This window comes from Deferrisoma palaeochoriense (assembly GCF_054656955.1).
This window is the reverse complement of the sequence record NZ_BAAHXI010000032.1, coordinates 16,533-35,091: the sequence shown is the minus strand read 5'-3', so window position 1 is coordinate 35,091 and position 18,559 is coordinate 16,533. Positions and strand designations below refer to the sequence as shown.

Here is an 18,559-nt window from a genome sequence, read left to right as displayed (position 1 = left end):
CTCCTCACGCGGAAGGTGCCTCTTCGGTGATTCGAAAACCGCCCTGGGCCGATGCGGCCTCAGGGGCGGGCTGCTCCCCGGTCAGGGCCGTGACGCACCGCTCCAGGCACTCCGGGTCCCCGCTCTCCAGGGACCCGCCCATGTGGTAGGCCACGGCCGGGCAGCCGCCGTGGCACTGGTCGAACCGGTGGCACCCCTCGCAGGACCGGATGCGAAGCCGCCGGAACCACCGGTACACCGGCGATCCGTCCCAGATCTCCTGGAACGACTCCTCCCGCAGGGATCCGGCCCGAAACCGGGGCGTCTGGAGAAAGGCGCACGGAAAGAGTTCCCCGGCCGGTCCCACCGAGCAGGTGAGCTTGGCCGCACCGCACAGATTGAGCCCCAGCCCCTGGCGCTCCTGGGGCGTGAGCGAAAAGAAGCTGTCCCCGGTCCGGACGTCCCCCGTCCCCAGCAACCACTCCGAAAACTCCAACAACTGGCGGGCCGACGGCCGCAGGCTGCGCCACAGGGCCGCTCCCCGGCCCGAGGGCCGAAACCGGCTGACCCGAAGCGTCACCCCCAGTTCCCGCGCCATCTCGTAGAGGGCCGGGATCTCCCGGGTGTTTGCCGCCGTGAGCACCGCGTTGATGCTCGTGGGGATCGGGCTCTTCGCGAGCAGGGTCAGGGCCCTCATCGCGCGGTCGTAGCTCCCCACCCCCCGCAGCCCGTCGCAGGTGGCGGGGGTGGCCCCGTCCAGGCTGACCTGCACCGCCACGAGCCCGCTCTCGGCCAGGCGCGCCACCCGGCCCTTGTCGAGGAAGGTTCCGTTGGTCGAGATGCAGGTGACCAGACCGCGCCGGTGGCAGGCGTCGAGGATGCGGTCGAAGTCGGGCCGGAGAAAGGGCTCCCCGCCGCCGAAGTTGACCTGGAACACCCCGGCCCGGTGGAACTGCTCCACCAGATCGAGGGCTTCGGCGGTGTCGAGCTCCCCCGGGGCCGGCTCCCCCGAAGCCGACAGGCAGTGGCGGCACCGGAGGTTGCAGGCCAGGGTGACCTCCCAGGTCACGTTCACCGGGGCCCGCAGGCCCCCTTCAACAAACCGGTTGCTCACGGAGAAACCCCTTTGCGACGAGCCGTTCCAAGAACCCCCGGACCCGCTCGGCCGAACGGGGGCCGAGACGCCGCTCCAGTTCCGCCCGGCCGACCCCCGCCCGGAGGTCTTCCGGGTCGAGCAGGGCTTCGGTTTCGGCGAAGAGGAGCTTCGGGCCCCGGCTGTCGTAGAACAGGAGCCCGAAGGCCTCTCGGCGCACACGGCAACAGGGATGGAGCCGGTATCGGACGTTCATGCGGTCAACCCCCGTGGGCGGGTTCCGGGATGGGGCCGGCTGCCGGCCCCATCCCCGGGGAACGGGCCTCAATACACGCCGCAGATCCCGTCGATCGCGAGTTCCTCCACCGCGATCTCCTCCAGGATTTCGGGCGCTTCGGGTTCTTCGCTTTCGTGGGTCATCATCGGTTCGGGGTTCTTTCCGGTCTCTTCCATGGCTCGCTCCTTTCGGCAATTGGCGAAAGCGGTCACCGCATGCTTGGTTCACCCGTGGCTCCGAGGCGCCCCCGGTGGGGGCCGGCTCCCCGCCTCTGCGCCGGCGCCTTAGCCCGCCGCCGCGGTCCAGCCGCTGTCCACGGTGATCATGTTCCCGGTCACGCAGCGGCTTTCCGGCAGGCACAGCCACAGGACGGCCTGGGCCACGTCCTCCGGGGTGATCTCCCGATCCTTGAACAGATGCCCCTCGCAGAACTGCTCCTTGGCCTCGTCCTCTTCCATGCCGAAGTGCTCGGCCAATCCCTTCATCATGTCGGTCCACACGGTTCCGGGGCACACCGCGTTCACGTTGATGTTGTGGTCGGCCACCTCCATGGCCAGACTCTTGGTGAACCCCAGGATCCCGTGCTTGGCCGCGCAGTAGTGCGCCCCCATCCCGAACCCCCTCTGGCCCCCCACGCTGGAGATGGACACCACCTTGCCGTAGTGGGCCTCGATCATGTGGGGAACGACGTAGTGGCAGCACAGGAAGGTTCCCTTGAGGTGGGTGTCCAGGGTGTCGTCCCACGTGGCCTCGTCCATATCCACCACCGGAACCAGGCTCGTAATGCCGGCGTTGTTGATGAGGATGTCGATCCGGCCGAACCTCTGCTTCACCTCGTCCACGAGCGCCTTTACCGAAGGGGCGGAGCGCACGTCGCACACGATGCCGAGCGCTTCGCCCCCCATCCCCCGGATCTCCTCGACCGCCCGGTTCAGGGTTTCTTTCGAGGACAGCCGGTAGGGCACGGTGGGGATGTCCTCGCAGATGTCCGCCAGGGCCACCCGGCACCCCTCGGATGCGAGCGCCTTGGCGATGGCGAGCCCGTTTCCCCGGGCGCCGCCGGTAACGATCGCCACTTGACCTTCGAGCTTCATGGAGCCTCTCTCCTCGTCGGCATGGGACGGGTCAGACCGCTTGGCGCAGGGCGGCCAGGTCGAACCGTTCACCCACCCGCCTCAAGCTGAAGTTGATCTCCTCCAGGTCGTCCTTCACCGAGTCGAGACCGTACTCGCGCACCTGAAACTCCAACTGCCCCTCGAGGCTGTAGACAAGGTGCAGCAGATTCAGCAGATCCACGCACTCGGGGTGGTCCACCAGGTATCCGAAGTACCTCTCGAGAAGGCGACCCGCCGCCAACTCCCGCAACCCCCACTCCAGGGTGTCCCGGTCCACGGTCTGCAGCACCACACCCCTCAGCAGAACGGCGGCGCGCACACCGACCCGGGTGATGTCCTCGATCATCTGGCGGTTCGGCTGGTCGGAGCCCATCGCGACCTCCTCAGGTCATCCTCACCTTCATCGTTTTCACGTGGTTCAGCACCTTCTCGATGTTCCCGAAAAACGGGGTGCACATGCTGCCGACCTCCGAGGCCTCCTGGCAGGCTTCGGCCTTGGCCCGCAACTCTTCGAGTTCCCCCATCAGCCGCTGCATGTCCTCGGTTCCCTTCTGGGTCTTGAAGTAGAGCTTGGAGGCCAGCTTCTCCAACTCGTCGGCGAGCTGCTCCAGCTTGTCCTTCATGGCGCCGTAATGGGCCTGCCCGGCCATCTCCCGAAATACCGCGGCCATCTCTCGCGCGTAGTGGGTTCCCATCTTTTGGTCCGACATCGAGTCCTCCTCCGGTGTGTTAGGGGCGGCGCATCAGCCGCCGGGAGTCGTGGGGCGGTGGTGCGAGTGGCCGCATCCGCCCCGGCTGCCGTGGTTGTGGTGATGGTGAGGGCGGTGATGGTGCCCCGACCCTGGGCAGGGCCGGCTCTCCTCGGGCGGGGCATCGGGCACCTCCCTCGGGGGCATCTGGGCCGCCAACGTGTGGGCGATCTCCACGAAGGCCCGGGCGGTCACGCTCTCGGGGTGGAGGTTCACGATCGGCACCCCAGAATCGGCCGCCTCCGAGAAGAGGGGATCCAGGGGGATCGAACCCAGGAACGGCACCTCCATCATGCGGGCCAGGCTGCGGCCCTTGTCCTTCCCGAACAGGTGGACCTCGTCGCCACAACACCGGCACCGATACACGCTCATGTTCTCGATAAGCCCCAGCACCTTCGCCCCCAGGGAAAGGGCTGCGTTGATCGCCTTGGAACACACCAGGGTCGAAACCTCCTGGGGTGTGGTCACGATCACAACGCCGTCGAGGCCGGGGATCGACTTCAAGATCGCGATGGGCTCGTCACCGGTACCCGGCGGCAGATCGACGAGGAGGAAATCCAGCCCTCCCCATTTCGCCGCAGCCAGCAACTGGCGGATCGTGCGACTCTTCGCCTGGCCCCTCCACATGACCGGGGTCATGTCCCCGGGCCAGAACAGGGCCACGGAAAGCGCCTTGATCCCCGATTCCGTAACCACCGGGTCCAGCCAGAACGCGCCGTTTAGCCGGGATTCCTTCTTGATCCCCAACATCTTCGGCGTGCTCGGCCCGTGCAGGTCGGCGTCGAAGACGCCGACCCGGTGCCCCGCGTTCTGAAGGGCCGCCGCCAAGTTGATGGTGGCGGCCGTCTTGCCGACGCCCCCCTTCCCCGAGAGGACGGCGATCTTGTACTTGACGTGCCGAAGCGCGTCGGCGATCGCCCCGTCCCCGGCCAGGTGCCGCCGTTGCTGCTCGCGAAAGGCGCTCAGTTGAGTCTCCATGGGATCTCCTCGTGCAAGGGGTGATGGGTTGCGTCACGTAAGCCGTTCCACCGGGGCCTCCCGAACGCCCAACCCCAGCGACTCCGCCTCCTCCAGGGCTGCAAGGAATTCGTCGGGGGGAGGCGCGCCCGCCCCGCGGAGCAGGGAAACCGTGGCGGCGTCCAGGGCGACCGGGTCCCGGGCCGCCAGAAACCCCAGGTTTGCGACCAGAGGCCCCTCACTGAACGGGTAGTATTCGGGCTGGGGGGTCACGTCCCACAGGCAGTTCACGTAGAAAACGCGCTCTTCCATGGCTTCGCGCACGCCCAGGTGGGCCTCCAGAGCCCGGCGCCGGAATCCGGCCAGTTCGTCGGCACCCGGGCGGTGGCCGTTGAACAGATACGGGTTCAGGCCCTTCAGGACCCGCACGCGTTCGCGGCCCACGAGGCACTCGAATCCGCCGTTCAGGAGCGCCCCGCTAAGCCCGAACAAGGGGTGGAGCGTCACGTGCGAAAGCACCCATAGGGCGTCGGTACGGCACACCGCCGTGCCCACCTCCACCCCGCCCAACTCGGAGTTGGGGAGCCGACAGGGGTAGATGTTTCCCTCGTCGCCGCTATAGCCCCCGTTGATCACGAAATTCCCGCCGAGGGCCTGGGGGTTGTAGCCCTTGCTGTGGGCCACCTCGAGAAACGCGTGCCCCTTGGTCCTTCTCCAGTAGTCCACGAGCTTGAGCCCGTCGCACACGATCGGGCTCTTCCCCGTCAGGTCGGCGGCGAGGCGAGCGGCGCTTCGGATGAACACGGGCCGCAAGCCGTACTCGTACCCGTCCTCCGCGGTGTTGACCTTCAACGACACCCGCATCTCGGGGCACAGGTCGTCGCCGGCCCCGGAGGTCTCGAGGAGCGCCCGGAGTTTCTGGGCCACAGAACGATCCGGCCCGAGGTTTTCCAGGTCCATCCAGTACACGCGTCTCATGATGGCCAACCACCTTCCCAGGACTCGCTGTGGGGGCGCCCCCGATCGGGGGGCCCGCAAAAAAGGGGCGGGGAGAGCCCGCGGCGGCCGGCTTCCCCGCCCCGGCGAAGGGTCCCTTACCCGGGGGTCTGCCCCTTGAAGGGGTCGTACTTTTTCCACTCGTTGAAGACCCAGTCCTTGTTGTACTCGGTGCGCTGGAACGGCATGACCTCGGTGGTGAGGTCGTGCTTACGGAAGATCTCCCGCAACCGCACGGTCGTTGGGATACCTCCCGGGCGCACCTGCCACTTCGCCGCGTTTTCGGGGGTCAGGACGGGCTCGTAATTCACGAGCTTGTACTCCATGGTCCCGAGACCGATCTTCTCCCCCGCCGCCATGGTGATGCGGGGGCTGAACCCGTTGACCTCGCGGAATTTGTCATCGCCCGGCTTCAGACCCTTCTCCTCGGCCACAGACCCCGGGCTGATGGGGGCTGCGTCGATGGCGTCGAGCGTGGCCATTTCGCAGGCGATCAGGTCCTTACTGGCGAAGATCCCCACATCGGGGCACAGGGGCATGCCGGCCCAGGGGAAGCAGTCGCACTCGGGTACCACGTCGATGGCGAAGTTCATGTACCCCACCTTGCCCCTCTCGAAGCACTTCAGGGCGCCGAGCGCGGCGTCGGCGTGGGCGATCATGGCGTTGGGGAAGTAGTTCTCCTCGAACGTGATCCCGGTCATCCCCGAGAAGATGCAGGTGACCTGGCACGAGTAGCAGAGGCGGCACCGCTCCGGCCACCACTCCTTGCCGTGCTCGGTGACCCGGTGGGCCTGGCGTGGACAGGAGTTGTCGCACATCTCGTGGAACTTGCACGCCTTGCCCGGACACTTGTCGGTGAACTTGGGCCACCCGATGGCGTCGTGGGGGTCACCCCAGTGGGCGAGGTGGGTGATGTATTTGCCCCGCTTCGACTGGCAACCGATGCCGAGCTGCTTGAGGACCCCGCCGTACATGGTGATGGAGTGGCCCCGGGCGTGCCCCAGCACGATCATCGCGTCGGCCTCGGCGATCGCCCGGCCGATGTAGGTTTCCTTCAGGATGAGACCCTCCGGGATCTCGACCCGGTAGTCGTCCTCTCCCGAATACCCGTCGGCGATCAGCACCGGGCACTGGAAGGTCGCGCTGTTGTACCCGTGCCGGATGGCCCCCTCCATCTGGTATTGGGAGATCGCCATATTGTTGAAGGTGTGGTAACTAAGTGTGGTATCGTTCACCACGTACGGATGCGCCCCGCAGGCCTTGACCTCCTCGATCACGGCCGCGATGTATTCGGGCCGCAGGATCGCGGTGCGGTTCCACTCGCCGTAGTGGATCTTGATGGCGACCTCGTCCCCTTTTTCGAAGCACTCGTTCAACTTCGCCTCGTAAAAAAGGTCCTTGGTCTTGCAGATCATCGACTCGGTCCAGTTGGTGGCCCCGGCCTCGGAAAACCACACCGGCGCCGGTCCGGACTTCGTGTACGGCCCCCAGTCGTGCTTTACCGGGTTCCAGGAGGCTTTCTGGTAATGCTCCCGGCCCCCGATGACGGGCCCCTTCATTTCGTGCCACTTCGTTGGTTCGCACTTGGGTTCGCTCATGTCAGACTCCTTGGGCTCGCTTGCGTTTCGGGTTTGGCGGGAACCGCGGGACCGGGGGCCGGCAGGAACGCCCGAAGATCCCCTCTCCCGCCGGTGTCTTCCGGGGCTCCGGGGGTGTGCAACCCTCCTTCCTGTTCCGGACTCGGCCGGCACTCGCCTCGCGGAAAAAAGGGAAACAGCCACCGCCGGGGACCGCGCTCCCTCGGCCTTCACTCGGCCGTGGTGGGGTCGATGATCCCCCGCACCTCGGAGATCCGGTTCGCGGGGAATCCCCCCAGCTCGGCGTGCCGACGCACCGTCTCCTCGCTGTCCGCGATATACACGCAGTAGACCTTGTCGTCGGTCACGTAACTCTGGACCCACTGGATGCGGGGCCCCAACTCCGCCAGCACCCCACACGATTTCCGGGAGATAGTCGACAACTCCTCCGGGGAAAGGTTTCCGGCACCCGGGATCTCGCGTTCGATCAGGAACTTGGGCATGGAATCGCCTCCTTTGGGGTTGGGGAGCCCCGCGGGACGGGGAAGTCCCGTTCGGGTCGCGAACACGGAGAGCAAGGGGCGTGCCAGGACAAACTGCGTCTCTCTTTCCCTTGTTCACAGGCTTTTCTGGCGGGAGACCTCACTCCCCGGGCGGCGTCATTGTGGAGAAACTGGACACGCGGGTTGGAGCATGCGGAGAGACTGGGGGTTTCGACTGTGGAGTTTCTCCCCGGTGAGGAGAATACCCACACCTTCCGGCGTGGCTTCCCAGCAAGAAAGGAGTTTCCCTGCGCGAAATCGAAGAGCCCCGTGCCCACCCCTGGGCAACTCCGAGGCACCCGCCTTGCAATAGGTCCTCCGGGTGCCTACCCTGGACCTTGCGACACCCGCGGGAGGACGGGGCATGACGGAAACGAAACCCTATCTTTCGCATTACAAATTCGAGGTTCCCGAGATCGTGTTTGGGCGAGGACTCCTATCGCGGGTGGGGCTTTGCGCGCGCCGACTCGGGGGACGGAAGGTGCTGCTCGTCACCGACCCGGGCCTGCGGCGGGCGGGATGGGCCGATGTCGCGATCCGGAGCCTGCGGGAGGCCGACCTCGAGGTGGTCTGCTTTGACGACGTGACCGAGAACCCCAAGGACGAGGAGGTCGAGAGGGGCGCGGAGGAGTATCGACGGCAGGGCGCCGACGTCATCGTGGGACTGGGGGGCGGCAGTCCGATGGACGCGGCGAAGGGGATCGCGATCCTGGTGGCGAACGGCGGGCGGATCCAGGACTACGAGGGATCCGACCGGATCCACCGCCCTCTGCCCCCCATGGTCCTGTGCCCCACCACCTGCGGCACCGGTTCTGACGTCTCCCAGTTCGCCATCATCAACGACACGGCCCGCCACTGTAAGATGACCATCATGAGCCGCACCGTGGCGCCCGACATCAGCCTCACCGATCCCGACACCCTGCGGACCCTGCCCGAGGAGTACGTTTGCACGACCGCGTTCGACGCCCTGAGCCACGCGGTGGAGGCGTTCTTTTCCGTGGCGGCGACGAGCCTTACCGACGTGCACGCGCTCAAGGCCATCCGCCTGCTCGTTGCGAGCCTCGTCCCGGCGGTGCGGGAACGAAAGGACGAAGACCTCGAGAACCTCGCCCGGGCCAGCCTCCACGCCGGCATGGCGTTCTCCAACGCCCTGCTCGGCATCGTGCACGCCTTGGCCCATCCGATCGGGGGCCTCTACGGGGCGGGACACGGGAGCATCAACGCCGTGCTGTTGCCGGAGGTGATCCGGTATACCCTTCCGGCGGTGGAGGAGAAACTCCCGGAACTGGCGTGGGGCTTCGGGCACCGGGCCGAGGGGAACGCGCGGGTGGCATCCGACATCGTGCAGGAACAACTGGACCTTCTGATCCATGGGTCCAGGGCCCCCCGATCGCTGCGGTGCCTCGGGGTCCGCGAGGCCGACCTAAACCTCGTAGCCCAGCGGGCCGTGGAAGACACCTGCATCCTCACGGCCCCCCGACCGGCCGCCCCCCCGGACCTCCGGGGGATCCTGGCCCGCGTGTTCTGATGGAAGCGACGAACCGCCCGGTGGACGAAGGACTGCTGGAACACCTCCTCGGGCTCGAGAGCTCGAAGATCGGGTATTACGCGGAAGTCAAACAAAAGATCCGCGAACTCGAAGCGATCAACCGGCATCTCCGGGTCCGGACGAACGAACTCCAGGCCGTGTTCGGGGCCATCAAGGACGGGGTGGCCGTGTTCGATGCCACCGGAAAGCTCCAGTACTGCAACGGGGTGTGGGCCCAGATCTTCCCCGGTGCCGGGGAGGAACCGGCCACCTGCCAGCGGTTTTTCCACCCGGCCAGGGCCTGCGACGCCCAGGGATGCCCCGTGTCCGACGCGCTTCGGGGAGAGGTTCGGGACGACTCGTTTGCCGTCGAGACGGGCGACGGCACCCGCTACCTGGAAACCACGACCACCCCGATCGAGGATGCGGACGGGCGGTTCGCGCGGGCCCTCGTGTTTCTTCGGGATGTCACAGAGAAACGGACGAGGGAAATCCAACTGCTCCAGGCGGAAAAGCTCACCAGCCTGGGCGTCTTGGCCGCGGGGGTGGCCCACGAGATCAATAACCCGCTGACCTCGGTGGCCGGGTACGCCGAGGCCCTCTTGCGGCGCTTTCGAGCCCACGGGGAACTGGCCTCCGATCCACGCCTGGAGGACTTTCCCGAGTACCTGGACGTCATCGTCCGGGAAGCCCACCGCTGCAAGACGATCATCGAAAGCCTTTTGAGCTTTAGCCGAAAATCGGAGCGGGGTGTGGGTGAGGTGGACCTTCGGGCCCTGATCGACGAGGTGCTCCAGCTCCTCGGTCCCATGGCGAGGAGCCAAGGGACGGCCCTCCTCGTCGACACGCAGACCGACGTCCCCGGGGTGCGGGGCGACGCAACGGCACTTCGCCAGGTCATCCTGAACCTCGCGACCAACGCGCTCCAGGCGGTGGGGGAAGGGGGGACGGTGCGCATCCGCCTCCGGCACGAACGAGGGGACGCGGTCCTCGAGGTGGAGGACGACGGCCCCGGCATCCCGGAGCCGGTTCTCGAGCAGATCTGGAACCCGTTTTTCACCACCAAGGACGTAGGGAAGGGCCTGGGCCTGGGCTTGGCGGTGAGCTACAACATCGTCCGTCGGCACGGCGGAGAGATCTCCGTCAGGAGTGCCGAGGGCCTGGGGAGCACCTTTTCCGTGGTCCTGCCCGTCCACGACTCGCCATGACGCCCAACCGCTGCAAGATCCTGGTCGTGGACGACGAAGCCCCGCTTCGTCGTCTGCTGGAGAAAGAACTGGCCCGCTCGGGGCACCTGGTCGAGACCGCGGAGAACGGGGAGTCCGGCCTGGCGAAGTACCGGGAGGAGATCTTCAACGTCGTCCTTCTGGACATCCGGATGCCGGGCTTGAACGGGATCGAGGTGCTGCGCCGCATGCGGGCCGAGTCCACGGTGCCCGAGGTCATCATGCTGACGGGGCACGGCACGATCGAGTCGGCCGTCGAGTGCATCAAGGAGGGGGCGTACGACTACCTGACAAAGCCGGTGAAGCTCGATGAACTCGAACTGGTCATCCAGAAGGCGGCCGAGAAAAACCGGCTGCGGCTCCAGAACATCAGCCTGCGCCTCGATGCCACCAAGCACAATCCCGACACTCTAGTGGGCCAGAGTCCCGCGTTTCGGCGCACGTTGGAACTCCTCGCCCGGGTCGCCCCCACCCGGGAGCCCGTTCTCATCACCGGCGAGAGCGGAACCGGCAAGGAACTGGCCGCCCGGGCCCTTCACGCCCTGAGCCCCCGGGCCGACCGCCCCTTCGTGGCGGTCAACTGCGGGAGGCTCAACCTCCACACGGCTGAAAGCGAACTGTTCGGCCACGCCGCCGGGGCGTTCACGGGAGCCACCAAGAACCGGGCGGGTGTTTTCGAGTTGGCGGACGGCGGCACCCTGTTCCTGGACGAGGTGTCGGAGATGCCCCTGGACGTCCAGGTAAAACTCCTGCGGGTGCTGGAGACCTCGACCGTGCGAAGGCTGGGCGGAAACAAGGATATCCGGGTCGATGTGCGCCTCGTGTTCGCCTCGAACCGCGACCTCAAGGCATGGGTCGAAAAGGGACAGTTCCGCGAGGATCTCTATCACCGGATCAACGTCTTGACCGTGCAAATGCCCCCCCTGCGAGAGCGGCTCGACGACATCGAACCCTTGGCCCATCATTTCCTCTCGATGGTCCCGTACCCCGACGGGGGCCCCTGGCAACTGCCCCCGGAGACGCTCGCGACCCTTCGGGCGTATCCGTGGCCCGGGAACGTGCGCGAGTTCCGAAACGTGATCCGCCGGGCTTGCATCCTGGCCCAGCGGCCCGTGATCACCCCCGACCTGCTGCCGTTCTCCGTGGGGTCCCCAACAAAAAAGAACCGCGCACCCGCGGGCGATACCTTGCGTCCCCTCTGGATGGTGGAGCGCGACCACATCCGCGCCGTTCTCGATGCGGTGGGGGGAAACAAGAGCCGGGCCGCAGACGTCTTGGGCGTGGACCGAAAGACGCTCTACGCCAAAATCGCCAAGTACGGCCTCTGAGGGCCGGCTGCGGCGCGGCGGGAGGGCTCAGAGGGTTCGGCCCTCGCGCTGCAGCCGCGCCACCGCACGGCGAAGAACGCAGCGGTCCTCGGGAGCCAGGGCCTTCCCACGAACGGCGTACGCCCGCCCCATGCAACCGGCCCGGCAGACGGGCCGGGCCTCGCACGCGCGGCAAGCCGGGGTCGCCTCCGAGCGGCGGCGGCTCGCGGCCCGCAGGGTCTCCCAGAGCGGTGCCCCGTGCGTCAACACGTCCGCCCAGGGGCGCCCGAACGCCCCGGACGCCGCGTGGTCCGGGGATCGGAACAGCGGGCACGGGAACACCAGGCCTCGGGCCGTGACGTAGGGATTCTCCACGAAGCTGCACGCATGGGGCGGCCGCGGCCCGGCCCCCAACCACGCCACCGCCACGGGGGATCCGTAACGCGCGCACCCGCGCCGGAACACCCCATCCCTCCGAAACCGCTCACACACCGCCTCGTACTGGGAGGCCGTGGGGACGTCGGCCCCCCGGGATGCCGACGCACGCCCGGCCGGCACGAGGGAGCCCCACCGGATCCGAGCCACCCCGAATCGCTCGGCCAGGCGGAAAACCTCGGGCGACTCGCCAAGGTTCTGTCGCGTTTCGGTGAAGAGAAGCTCAATACAAGGCCCCAGCCCGGCCGCCGCCAGGTGCGAGAGGCCCCGGATGGCCCGGGCGAACGTTCCGCCGCCCCGAATGCGGTCGTGGGTATGCGCGTGGGCGCCGTCCAGGCTCACCTGCACCGTGGGCCCGCCGGGCCCCAGGCAGGAAAGAAACCGGGCCTCCTCCGGACCTATCAGGGTCGCGTTGGTCTGCAGTTTCAGCCGGGACGCGCCCGCGAGCGTGGCGCACCCGGCCACCACGGCCCGCCACTCGGGGTGGGTCAGCAACTCCCCACCGGTGAGACAAACCTCCCGCCCCCCCAACTCCAGGAACTCACCGACAAGTCGCAAGGCGGCCCTCGTGGGAACCGGCCCCTCGGCCGCCGGCCCTCCACGCACCCAGCAGTGGGCGCACCGGAGGTTGCACCGCCCGGTGACGGCTAGCATCAGGGACCGCGGCGCCTTCAACCCGTGGTCGGCCAAGGTTCGGTGGATGTCGCTTCCCAGGGCCCTTCCTCCTCGCCCGCGCCCTCGTTACCAGCATGATCATCATGCACAATCCGGGCCGCCAAAGGCGAGAGGGGCAAACAAAGGGCGCCCGCCGGCTCGGGGCGAGCGCGGCGGGCGCCGGTCGGGGGAGGGATCGGAGGGGGGATTACTCGGTCTTCTTCGCCTCGGCATCTTCGGCCTTGTCCTCGGCGGGCTTGGCCTGGGCCGCCTGGGCGAGGTCCCGGAACGCCTTCAGGTACGAGGCGGGCATTTTGTACACCGGACCCGCTGAGCCCGCCCGGGCGTAGACGGCGCCGGCCTTCTCGGCCAGGGCCACCTCCTGGACCTTGCCCTCGGTGTCGGTGACCGCGGCCTTCACCGCGGGCTGGTCGAGGCCGTAGTCGGCCGCGGGCCCGGGCTCGGCCACCACCTCGTCGGCCTTGGTGTTCTCGAGCGCCCGCAGCAGCGCGTCGAGCTTCGTTCGCTCCTCGTCGCCCACCTCGGCCCCGGCCCGCTTCCACTTGCCGGCGTCCTTCTCGTAGGCGAGTTCCGTGCCGTCCACGGTGACGGAGAGCTTCTCCACCTTCCAGGTCTTGGTGAGCACCGGCTTTTTGCGCCGCAGGGTCTCCGGGTCCACCCGGAACGCCTCCAGCACGTCCTTGTTGATGGTGAAAAGCGCGTTGCGTCCCGAGGTGCGGGCCCAGACCTGACCCTCCACCTCGGCCATCTCCACGACCACGGGCTCGCTCTCTCCCTCGGCCTTGAGCTCCACCCGGATCCCCTTGGCCAGCTTCCCGTCGGCCTTGTCCTTGGGCTCGTCCAGGAACCGATTGATCCGGGCCCAGCGGAGCTTGTCGGTGACCTTGTCGGCCTCGGCCGGGTCGGCCTCGGCGGCGAACGGCTCCTCCAGGAACCAGCGGTCGTCCTTTTTGACGAGCCGCACGGGCTGCCCCTCGGCCGGCCGGATCGCCACGGCCTCGAGCCGGCTCCAGGAGAAGCCCTCCACCACGTCCTTGTTCCGCAGGTCCGAGACGTCCTTGAGGAACCCGGAGAGAGCGTAGTTCTGCACCACGTGGACCGGCCCCTCGCCCACCCGCACGTAGCGGGCGTCGCCCACGGGGTTCTGGGCCCCCACGGCGAGTTCGATCTCGACGCCCTTGGTGCGGATCACGGCCTCGGGCTCCTTGAGCCCGAAGGGCTCGAGGTCGGCGTCGGCCGGGGCCACCTCCTTTTTCGCCTTCATGTTCTTGAGGTCCGACAGGAGCGTTCGCACCCGGCCGTCGTCGGCCCGGTCCTCCACGGGCTCCACCAGGAACCATTTGTCGTCCTCGCCCTTCTTGACCCGGGCCGTGGTCTCTTTCCGCTGGATGGCGAGTTCGGTGATCTGGTCGGTCTTGAGATCGGGGAAGAGGAGCCCCTCTTTCTTCTCGGCCTCCTGCTTGGCCTCGTACCGGGGCTGGTCCACGAAGTAGAGGTAGGCGGCGAGCGCCGCAAAGATGCCGATCGCGATCCAGGTACCCTTGAAGCGCATGGCGAACTCCTGAACGCTGGGAAGCGAGAACGCTAGGAAGCTGGGAAGCCTTTCCCCCCCTCACCCCGACCCTCTCCCCCCGGTGGGGGGGGAGAGGGGGCTGTCGCCCGGGACCGCCCCTGGGCTCCCCCGGTGGGGGGAGGGGGGGCCGTCACCCGGGACCGCCCCCGGTTTCCCCCGCGGGGAGAACGAGCCCGGTCCCCTGACTCCTGCCCTCTGTCCTACAGGTTCCTCCGGCGCCACCAGATGCCGAGCCCGGCGAGCACGAGGATCGCCGGCCCCACGATCACGCTCGCGTAAAAGAGCGTGGCGGCCTGGGCCCGGCTCAGCACCAGAGGTTGGGGCTTCGTGTCCTTGGGCCGGATCGAGATGAGGTCCTCCTCCTTGGCGAGGTAGCTCACCATGTTCTGGAAGAGGTCGCCGTTGCCCGAGAAGTTGAAGTAGGTGTTGTCCACGAAGTCCGAGTCGCCCACGAGGAGAAGCTGCGCCTCGGTCTTGGCGTCGCCCTCGCCCTGGGTCTTCTCGAAAAGCGCGGCGAGCGTGAGCGGGCCGCGCACGTCCTGGGTCGGGTCGAACGAGGCGCTGGGGTTCGAAAGGTCGGTCTCGCCCCAGGCCTGGTTCGAGGTGCGGGCGATGGGCGAAAACCGCACGCCCTCGGGCAGGCTCTTGGCCTTGTCGAGGCTCCGGGCCATAGGCAGGAACGTGGCCAACTGGAAGTCCCGGGTGATCTCGTGGGGCGGGTACTCGGTGACGATCGGGGTCGTGTACGAACCCCCGAACAGCCGACTCATGGTGTCGATCACCACGTCGTCGTGAAGCACGGCGCCCCAGGCCTCCAGCACCGGCTCGAGCCCGGTCTCCACCTGGGGGTCCAGCAGGGCCAGCACCTTACCCCCGCTTTCCAGGTACGACCGGACCGCTTCGACCTCTTTGTCCAGGAAGGGCTTCGTGGGCCCGGCGATCACCAGGACGTCGCAGTCCTTGGGGATCTCCCCCTCCTTGAGGAGCAGGAGTTCCTTGACCGCGAACCCCTGGTCCTCCAGGGCCTTCTTAGCCTCGGAGTAGCCCGTGCGCTGGGTGTCGTTGATGGAGTGCTCCCCGTGGCCCGCCAGGAAATAGACGGTCTTCTTGCCCTCCCGGGTCACCTTGACCAGCGCGTTCGTCAGGGCCTCCTCGCTGACCTCGGTGATCCGGTGGGTGTTGGAGCCCGCCTCGAACACCGTGGTGCCGTACTGCCGGATCCCGTACTGGTGGGCCAGGGCCGGGTTCTTGTCGGGGTCCACGTAGGAGACCTTGAGGTGGGGGGTCTCGTCGGCGTAGCGGTCCAGGAGGTCCTTGATCCGGGCCCGGTCCTCGGAGCCATCGGAGAAGAACGCCGTGACCGTGACGTCCTTGTCGAGCTCCCGGAGCACCTTCAAGGTCTGGTCCGAGAGGGTGTAGAGCTTGTTGGCGGTGACGTCCCATTTGGCGTTGTGGCGGATCCCCAACACATTCACGATGACCAGGATCCCCAGGAACGCCAGGGTGATGGCGGCCGCGTTGGCCCCGTACCGGGCCGCCCGGCTCCCGGGCGCCCGGGCCAGTAGGTGCCGCTCGGCCACGAAGAAGAACAGCAGCGCCGCGCCGCCCACCACGGCCAGGATCCACAGCAGCGCCTTCTGGGTGGGGTAGTACTCGGCCACGAACAGGCTCGCCAGCACCAGCAGGGCGCCGACGATGCCCGCCACCTTGCTCGAGACCTTCATGGTCGCCCGGGGTCGAAGCTCACCGGCCATGGCTTACCTCCAGCGGTTCGATTCGAGCACCCGGTGGGTCAGAAACAGCCCGAAGGCCGCCACCGAGGCGTAGTACACGACGTCCTTGACCTCCACGACCCCCTTCAGGAACCCCTCCAGGTGGGTGATGATGGAGAGGTGCTCGAACACCTTGGCGAACTCCCCGCCGAGTTCGGCGGCCCAGCCCAGGAGCCAGAACACCAGCAGGATCCCGAAGGTGAGCACCGCCGCGATGATCTGGTTCTCGGTGAGGCTCGAGGCGAACAGCCCGAAGGCCACGAACGCCCCGATCAGAAGGAGCATGCCCAGGTACCCCGACCAGATCGGGCCCCAGTCGAGGCTGCCGTAGGCCCAGACGAGGAGCGGCATGTAGAGGGTGAGAAGCAGCATCCCCCCCAGGAGCGCCAGGGCCGCCAGGAACTTGCCGGCCACGATCTCCCCCAGGCGCACCGGCGAGGTGAAGAGAAGCTGGGCCGTCTTGTTCTTCTTCTCCTCGGCCAGGAGCCGCATCGTCACGATGGGCACGAGGAGCAGGAGCGTCACGGCCATGTTGTGGAACGTGGGCTGGAACACCATCTGGTTCACGTTCACCTGGCCGCCCAGGTGGGGCATGCGCATGAGCTGGAAGCTCTGCATGCTGTACCAGGTGATGATGTTGTAGAAGAGGAGCCCGCTGATCCCCAGGAACACCGTGGCCACCACCCAGGCCATGGGGGAGACCAGGTAGGTCCGCAGTTCCTTTCCGGCGATCGTCAGCACCCGACTCATGCCGTTCCCTCCGCCGCGCTGGGGGCCGCCTCGTCGGAGGCGAGGCCGGCCGGCACGTCCTCGGTGGTGAGCTTGAGGAACACCTCCTCCAGGCTCACGGCCACGCCCGTGAGTTCCAGGAGCCCGGCGCCGCTCTCCACGGCCACCCGGGCCACGTCCTCGCGCACGTCCCGGTCGAGCGCGCTCTCCACCCGGTAGAGGCTGTCGTCCTCGGCCTCCACGTCGAGCACCCCGTCCAGGGCCATGAGCTTTGTCACGAGGTCCGCGCTGGGCCGGGCCACCCGGACGAGGATTCGGCGGCTCGTGCCCATCTGGCTCCGGAGGTTGTCGGCCGTGTCCACGGCCACGATCCGGCCCTCGTTGATGATGATGACCCGGCCGCACACCGCCTCCACCTCCTGCATGATGTGGGTGGAGAGGATCACGGTGTGGTCCTGGGCGAGCTCCTTGATCAGCGCCCGGATCTCCAGGATCTGCACGGGGTCGAGGCCCACCGTGGGCTCGTCGAGGATGAGCACCGGCGGGTTGTGCAAGAGGGCCTGGGCGAGCCCCACCCGCTGGCGGTAGCCCTTGGAGAGGTTCCCGATGAGCCGCCGGGCCACGTGGTCCACCCCGCACTTCTCCATGGCCCGGGCCTTGGCCTCGCGGAGGGCGCCGCCCGAGAGCCCTTTTAGCCGGCCGGCGTATGAGAGGTACTCGTCCACCGTGAGCTCGGGATAGACCGGCGGCTCCTCGGGCAGGTACCCCACGTTGCGCTTGACCTTCAGGGGTTCTTCGAAGATGTCGTGGCCGGCCACCCGGGCCGTGCCCGAGGTGGGGGGCATGAAACAGGTGAGGATCTTCATGGCCGTGGTCTTCCCGGCGCCGTTGGGGCCCAGGAGTCCCACGATCTCCCCCCGCTCCACGTGGAACGACACGCCCGCCAGGGCGCAGACGTCCCCGTAGTACTTGGTGAGGTTCTCGGCCTGGATCATGGCTTCCTCCTCGGCAACGAAACCGAACACCGCGCGGCCCGGCCGCCCCGGCGAGCGGCCGGCCCCACAACATGGCACCGGAACTTTAGGAAGGCATTAGGCGAAGATTAAAAGTCGATGAGACGCGCCGGTTTGACCCCGGTCATGGCCCCGGGGCGGGAGGGGCGGGTAGGATGGGCGGGCGAAGAGGGAGCGCCGCCGGTCCCCGGCGCGGAACACCAACGCCGGAACGCAAGGGGTGTCCCGTCCTCCCGCCAAACGACAAGGAGCCTCCATGATCCGTCCCCGAGTCCTCGCCGCCGTCCTCGTTTTCGTCTTGGGCCTGGCGGCAGCGGCCCCGGCCGCGCCCACGGTGAACTGCCACTGCTTTCGCGACCGGAGCTTCGACCCCGCCCGGCCCGAGGCGGCCGACCCCTACGTGCTGGCCACCTCCCGGAACTCCCTTCTGGCCGCCGCGTTCGGGGTGTCGAAGGGCCTCGTGGTGCGCTCCCTCATGACCGGCACCTCCCCGGAGGCCCTGTGGGCCGCCCACGGCCTGGCCGCGGCCACCGGCCGGGACGCCGGGGAACTCCTCGCGGCCTACGGGAAGGCGGGGTCGTGGACCGGGGCGCTGGCGGCGCTCGGGGTGGCGCCCGACGCCGTGCCGGGGAAGGTGGGGGAGGCGCTCCGCGCCGGGGCCGACCCGGCCGGCGCGGCGGTGGACGAGGTGCTGGTGGGGCGGCTCGGCGCTTCGGCCGACCGGGTGGCCGCGCTTCGGTTTGCAGGTGCCTCCGACGCCGAGACCGTGGCCGCGACCCTGCTCGGCCTCCTCCGGGGCCGGGATCCGGTGGGCTTCCTGAACGAGGTGCGCGCGGGGAACGCGACCTGGGGGGCCCTCTTCCACGCCGCCGGGGTCGCCCCCTCCGACATCGACGACGCGATCGCCCGGCTGCTCCGGCGGTGACCCCGGCTGCAAACCGGCGGCGCCTGCTTTCGATCAGGGAACGATTTTGATGCCCTGCTTCAACACCGGCGCCCCCGGACCGCTGGACGTC

The 18,559-nt window shown here is 67.9% G+C and carries 19 protein-coding genes; 4 read left to right on the top strand and 15 right to left on the bottom strand.

Going from position 1 to position 18,559, the window contains the following annotated elements; all coding sequences use genetic code 11:
* Nucleotides 1–4: 4 nt before the first annotated feature.
* The 10 genes from mftC to ACYQ8L_RS10300 all read right to left on the bottom strand — a co-directional run bounded on the left by mftC (nt 5) and on the right by ACYQ8L_RS10300 (nt 7,246).
* Nucleotides 5–1,093, bottom strand: coding sequence for a mycofactocin radical SAM maturase (gene mftC / locus ACYQ8L_RS10345; RefSeq protein ID WP_459941717.1), 1,089 nt, complete (start codon nt 1,091–1,093; stop codon nt 5–7).
* Nucleotides 1,074–1,328 carry a mycofactocin biosynthesis chaperone MftB gene (gene mftB / locus ACYQ8L_RS10340; RefSeq protein ID WP_459941716.1) on the bottom strand — a complete coding sequence of 85 codons (255 nt, stop codon included), beginning with the start codon at nt 1,326–1,328 and terminating at the stop codon, nt 1,074–1,076. The genes mftC and mftB overlap by 20 nt, the downstream gene beginning before the upstream one ends.
* A gap of 68 nt (nt 1,329–1,396) precedes the next feature.
* The gene (gene mftA, locus ACYQ8L_RS10335; RefSeq protein ID WP_459941715.1) at nt 1,397–1,525 is read right to left on the bottom strand and encodes a variant-type mycofactocin precursor; all 129 of its coding nucleotides are present in this window, start codon (nt 1,523–1,525) and stop codon (nt 1,397–1,399) included.
* Between the two features lie 108 nt (nt 1,526–1,633).
* A complete protein-coding gene (locus tag ACYQ8L_RS10330) occupies nt 1,634–2,443 on the bottom strand; it encodes a mycofactocin-coupled SDR family oxidoreductase (RefSeq protein WP_459941714.1) in 810 nt (269 codons plus the stop codon).
* Nucleotides 2,444–2,474: 31 nt separating this feature from the next.
* Complete coding sequence (locus ACYQ8L_RS10325; protein ID WP_459941713.1) at nt 2,475–2,837, bottom strand: hypothetical protein; 363 nt, start codon at nt 2,835–2,837, stop codon at nt 2,475–2,477.
* Nucleotides 2,838–2,847: 10 nt separating this feature from the next.
* Nucleotides 2,848–3,174 carry a hypothetical protein gene (locus ACYQ8L_RS10320; protein WP_459941712.1) on the bottom strand — a complete coding sequence of 109 codons (327 nt, stop codon included), beginning with the start codon at nt 3,172–3,174 and terminating at the stop codon, nt 2,848–2,850.
* 33 nt (nt 3,175–3,207) lie between these two features.
* Entirely contained in the window at nt 3,208–4,191 is a 984-nt protein-coding gene (locus ACYQ8L_RS10315) for an Mrp/NBP35 family ATP-binding protein (RefSeq protein WP_459941711.1), read from the bottom strand.
* 33 nt (nt 4,192–4,224) lie between these two features.
* On the bottom strand, nt 4,225–5,148 hold the full coding sequence (locus ACYQ8L_RS10310) for a DUF362 domain-containing protein (RefSeq protein WP_459941710.1): 924 nt from the start codon (nt 5,146–5,148) through the stop codon (nt 4,225–4,227).
* A gap of 116 nt (nt 5,149–5,264) precedes the next feature.
* Nucleotides 5,265–6,764 (bottom strand): DUF362 domain-containing protein, encoded by a 1,500-nt coding sequence (locus ACYQ8L_RS10305; protein ID WP_459941709.1) that lies wholly within the window; start codon nt 6,762–6,764, stop codon nt 5,265–5,267.
* Between the two features lie 209 nt (nt 6,765–6,973).
* Nucleotides 6,974–7,246 (bottom strand): DUF4242 domain-containing protein, encoded by a 273-nt coding sequence (locus ACYQ8L_RS10300; protein ID WP_459941708.1) that lies wholly within the window; start codon nt 7,244–7,246, stop codon nt 6,974–6,976.
* 403 nt (nt 7,247–7,649) lie between these two features.
* Between ACYQ8L_RS10300 and ACYQ8L_RS10295 the strand changes: the two genes are divergently transcribed.
* From ACYQ8L_RS10295 to ACYQ8L_RS10285, 3 genes are read left to right on the top strand one after another with little or no spacing between them, the layout of a single operon-like run.
* Nucleotides 7,650–8,813, top strand: coding sequence for an iron-containing alcohol dehydrogenase (locus ACYQ8L_RS10295; protein WP_459941707.1), 1,164 nt, complete (start codon nt 7,650–7,652; stop codon nt 8,811–8,813).
* Between the two features lie 20 nt (nt 8,814–8,833).
* Nucleotides 8,834–10,021: a two-component system sensor histidine kinase NtrB gene (locus tag ACYQ8L_RS10290; protein WP_459941706.1), complete on the top strand. Its 1,188-nt coding sequence runs from the start codon at nt 8,834–8,836 to the stop codon at nt 10,019–10,021.
* Nucleotides 10,018–11,367 carry a sigma-54-dependent transcriptional regulator gene (locus ACYQ8L_RS10285; protein WP_459941705.1) on the top strand — a complete coding sequence of 450 codons (1,350 nt, stop codon included), beginning with the start codon at nt 10,018–10,020 and terminating at the stop codon, nt 11,365–11,367. The genes ACYQ8L_RS10290 and ACYQ8L_RS10285 overlap by 4 nt, the downstream gene beginning before the upstream one ends.
* A 27-nt stretch (nt 11,368–11,394) precedes the next feature.
* Here ACYQ8L_RS10285 and ACYQ8L_RS10280 read toward each other — a convergent pair whose 3' ends face one another.
* The 5 genes from ACYQ8L_RS10280 to ACYQ8L_RS10260 form a co-directional block, all read right to left on the bottom strand.
* Nucleotides 11,395–12,435 carry a radical SAM protein gene (locus ACYQ8L_RS10280; RefSeq protein WP_459941704.1) on the bottom strand — a complete coding sequence of 347 codons (1,041 nt, stop codon included), beginning with the start codon at nt 12,433–12,435 and terminating at the stop codon, nt 11,395–11,397.
* A 208-nt stretch (nt 12,436–12,643) separates the two neighbouring features.
* Entirely contained in the window at nt 12,644–14,008 is a 1,365-nt protein-coding gene (locus ACYQ8L_RS10275; protein WP_459941703.1) for a DUF4340 domain-containing protein, read from the bottom strand.
* A gap of 221 nt (nt 14,009–14,229) precedes the next feature.
* A complete protein-coding gene (locus tag ACYQ8L_RS10270) occupies nt 14,230–15,783 on the bottom strand; it encodes a GldG family protein (protein ID WP_459941702.1) in 1,554 nt (517 codons plus the stop codon).
* A gap of 3 nt (nt 15,784–15,786) precedes the next feature.
* A complete protein-coding gene (locus ACYQ8L_RS10265) occupies nt 15,787–16,551 on the bottom strand; it encodes an ABC transporter permease (protein ID WP_459941701.1) in 765 nt (254 codons plus the stop codon).
* Nucleotides 16,548–17,525, bottom strand: coding sequence for an ABC transporter ATP-binding protein (locus ACYQ8L_RS10260; RefSeq protein ID WP_459941700.1), 978 nt, complete (start codon nt 17,523–17,525; stop codon nt 16,548–16,550). The genes ACYQ8L_RS10265 and ACYQ8L_RS10260 overlap by 4 nt, the downstream gene beginning before the upstream one ends.
* Nucleotides 17,526–17,799: 274 nt before the next feature.
* Between ACYQ8L_RS10260 and ACYQ8L_RS10255 the strand changes: the two genes are divergently transcribed.
* Nucleotides 17,800–18,468, top strand: coding sequence for a hypothetical protein (locus ACYQ8L_RS10255; RefSeq protein ID WP_459941699.1), 669 nt, complete (start codon nt 17,800–17,802; stop codon nt 18,466–18,468).
* Nucleotides 18,469–18,559 lie beyond the last annotated feature (91 nt).

Excerpts from the sequence above, each read along its gene's own strand:
- ACYQ8L_RS10330 (WP_459941714.1), bottom strand. The coding sequence starts at position 2,443 with ATGAAGCTCGAAGGTCAAGTGGCGATCGTTACCGGCGGCGCCCGGGGA.
- mftA (WP_459941715.1), bottom strand. The coding sequence starts at position 1,525 with ATGGAAGAGACCGGAAAGAACCCCGAACCGATGATGACCCACGAAAGC.
- ACYQ8L_RS10285 (WP_459941705.1), top strand. The coding sequence starts at position 10,018 with ATGACGCCCAACCGCTGCAAGATCCTGGTCGTGGACGACGAAGCCCCG.
- ACYQ8L_RS10260 (WP_459941700.1), bottom strand. The coding sequence starts at position 17,525 with ATGATCCAGGCCGAGAACCTCACCAAGTACTACGGGGACGTCTGCGCC.
- ACYQ8L_RS10315 (WP_459941711.1), bottom strand. The coding sequence starts at position 4,191 with ATGGAGACTCAACTGAGCGCCTTTCGCGAGCAGCAACGGCGGCACCTG.
- ACYQ8L_RS10305 (WP_459941709.1), bottom strand. The coding sequence starts at position 6,764 with ATGAGCGAACCCAAGTGCGAACCAACGAAGTGGCACGAAATGAAGGGG.
- ACYQ8L_RS10280 (WP_459941704.1), bottom strand. The coding sequence starts at position 12,435 with ATGCTAGCCGTCACCGGGCGGTGCAACCTCCGGTGCGCCCACTGCTGG.
- ACYQ8L_RS10325 (WP_459941713.1), bottom strand. The coding sequence starts at position 2,837 with ATGGGCTCCGACCAGCCGAACCGCCAGATGATCGAGGACATCACCCGG.
- ACYQ8L_RS10270 (WP_459941702.1), bottom strand. The coding sequence starts at position 15,783 with ATGGCCGGTGAGCTTCGACCCCGGGCGACCATGAAGGTCTCGAGCAAG.
- ACYQ8L_RS10300 (WP_459941708.1), bottom strand. The coding sequence starts at position 7,246 with ATGCCCAAGTTCCTGATCGAACGCGAGATCCCGGGTGCCGGAAACCTT.
- ACYQ8L_RS10265 (WP_459941701.1), bottom strand. The coding sequence starts at position 16,551 with ATGAGTCGGGTGCTGACGATCGCCGGAAAGGAACTGCGGACCTACCTG.
- ACYQ8L_RS10275 (WP_459941703.1), bottom strand. The coding sequence starts at position 14,008 with ATGCGCTTCAAGGGTACCTGGATCGCGATCGGCATCTTTGCGGCGCTC.
- mftB (WP_459941716.1), bottom strand. The coding sequence starts at position 1,328 with ATGAACGTCCGATACCGGCTCCATCCCTGTTGCCGTGTGCGCCGAGAG.
- ACYQ8L_RS10255 (WP_459941699.1), top strand. The coding sequence starts at position 17,800 with ATGATCCGTCCCCGAGTCCTCGCCGCCGTCCTCGTTTTCGTCTTGGGC.
- ACYQ8L_RS10295 (WP_459941707.1), top strand. The coding sequence starts at position 7,650 with ATGACGGAAACGAAACCCTATCTTTCGCATTACAAATTCGAGGTTCCC.
- ACYQ8L_RS10320 (WP_459941712.1), bottom strand. The coding sequence starts at position 3,174 with ATGTCGGACCAAAAGATGGGAACCCACTACGCGCGAGAGATGGCCGCG.
- ACYQ8L_RS10310 (WP_459941710.1), bottom strand. The coding sequence starts at position 5,148 with ATGAGACGCGTGTACTGGATGGACCTGGAAAACCTCGGGCCGGATCGT.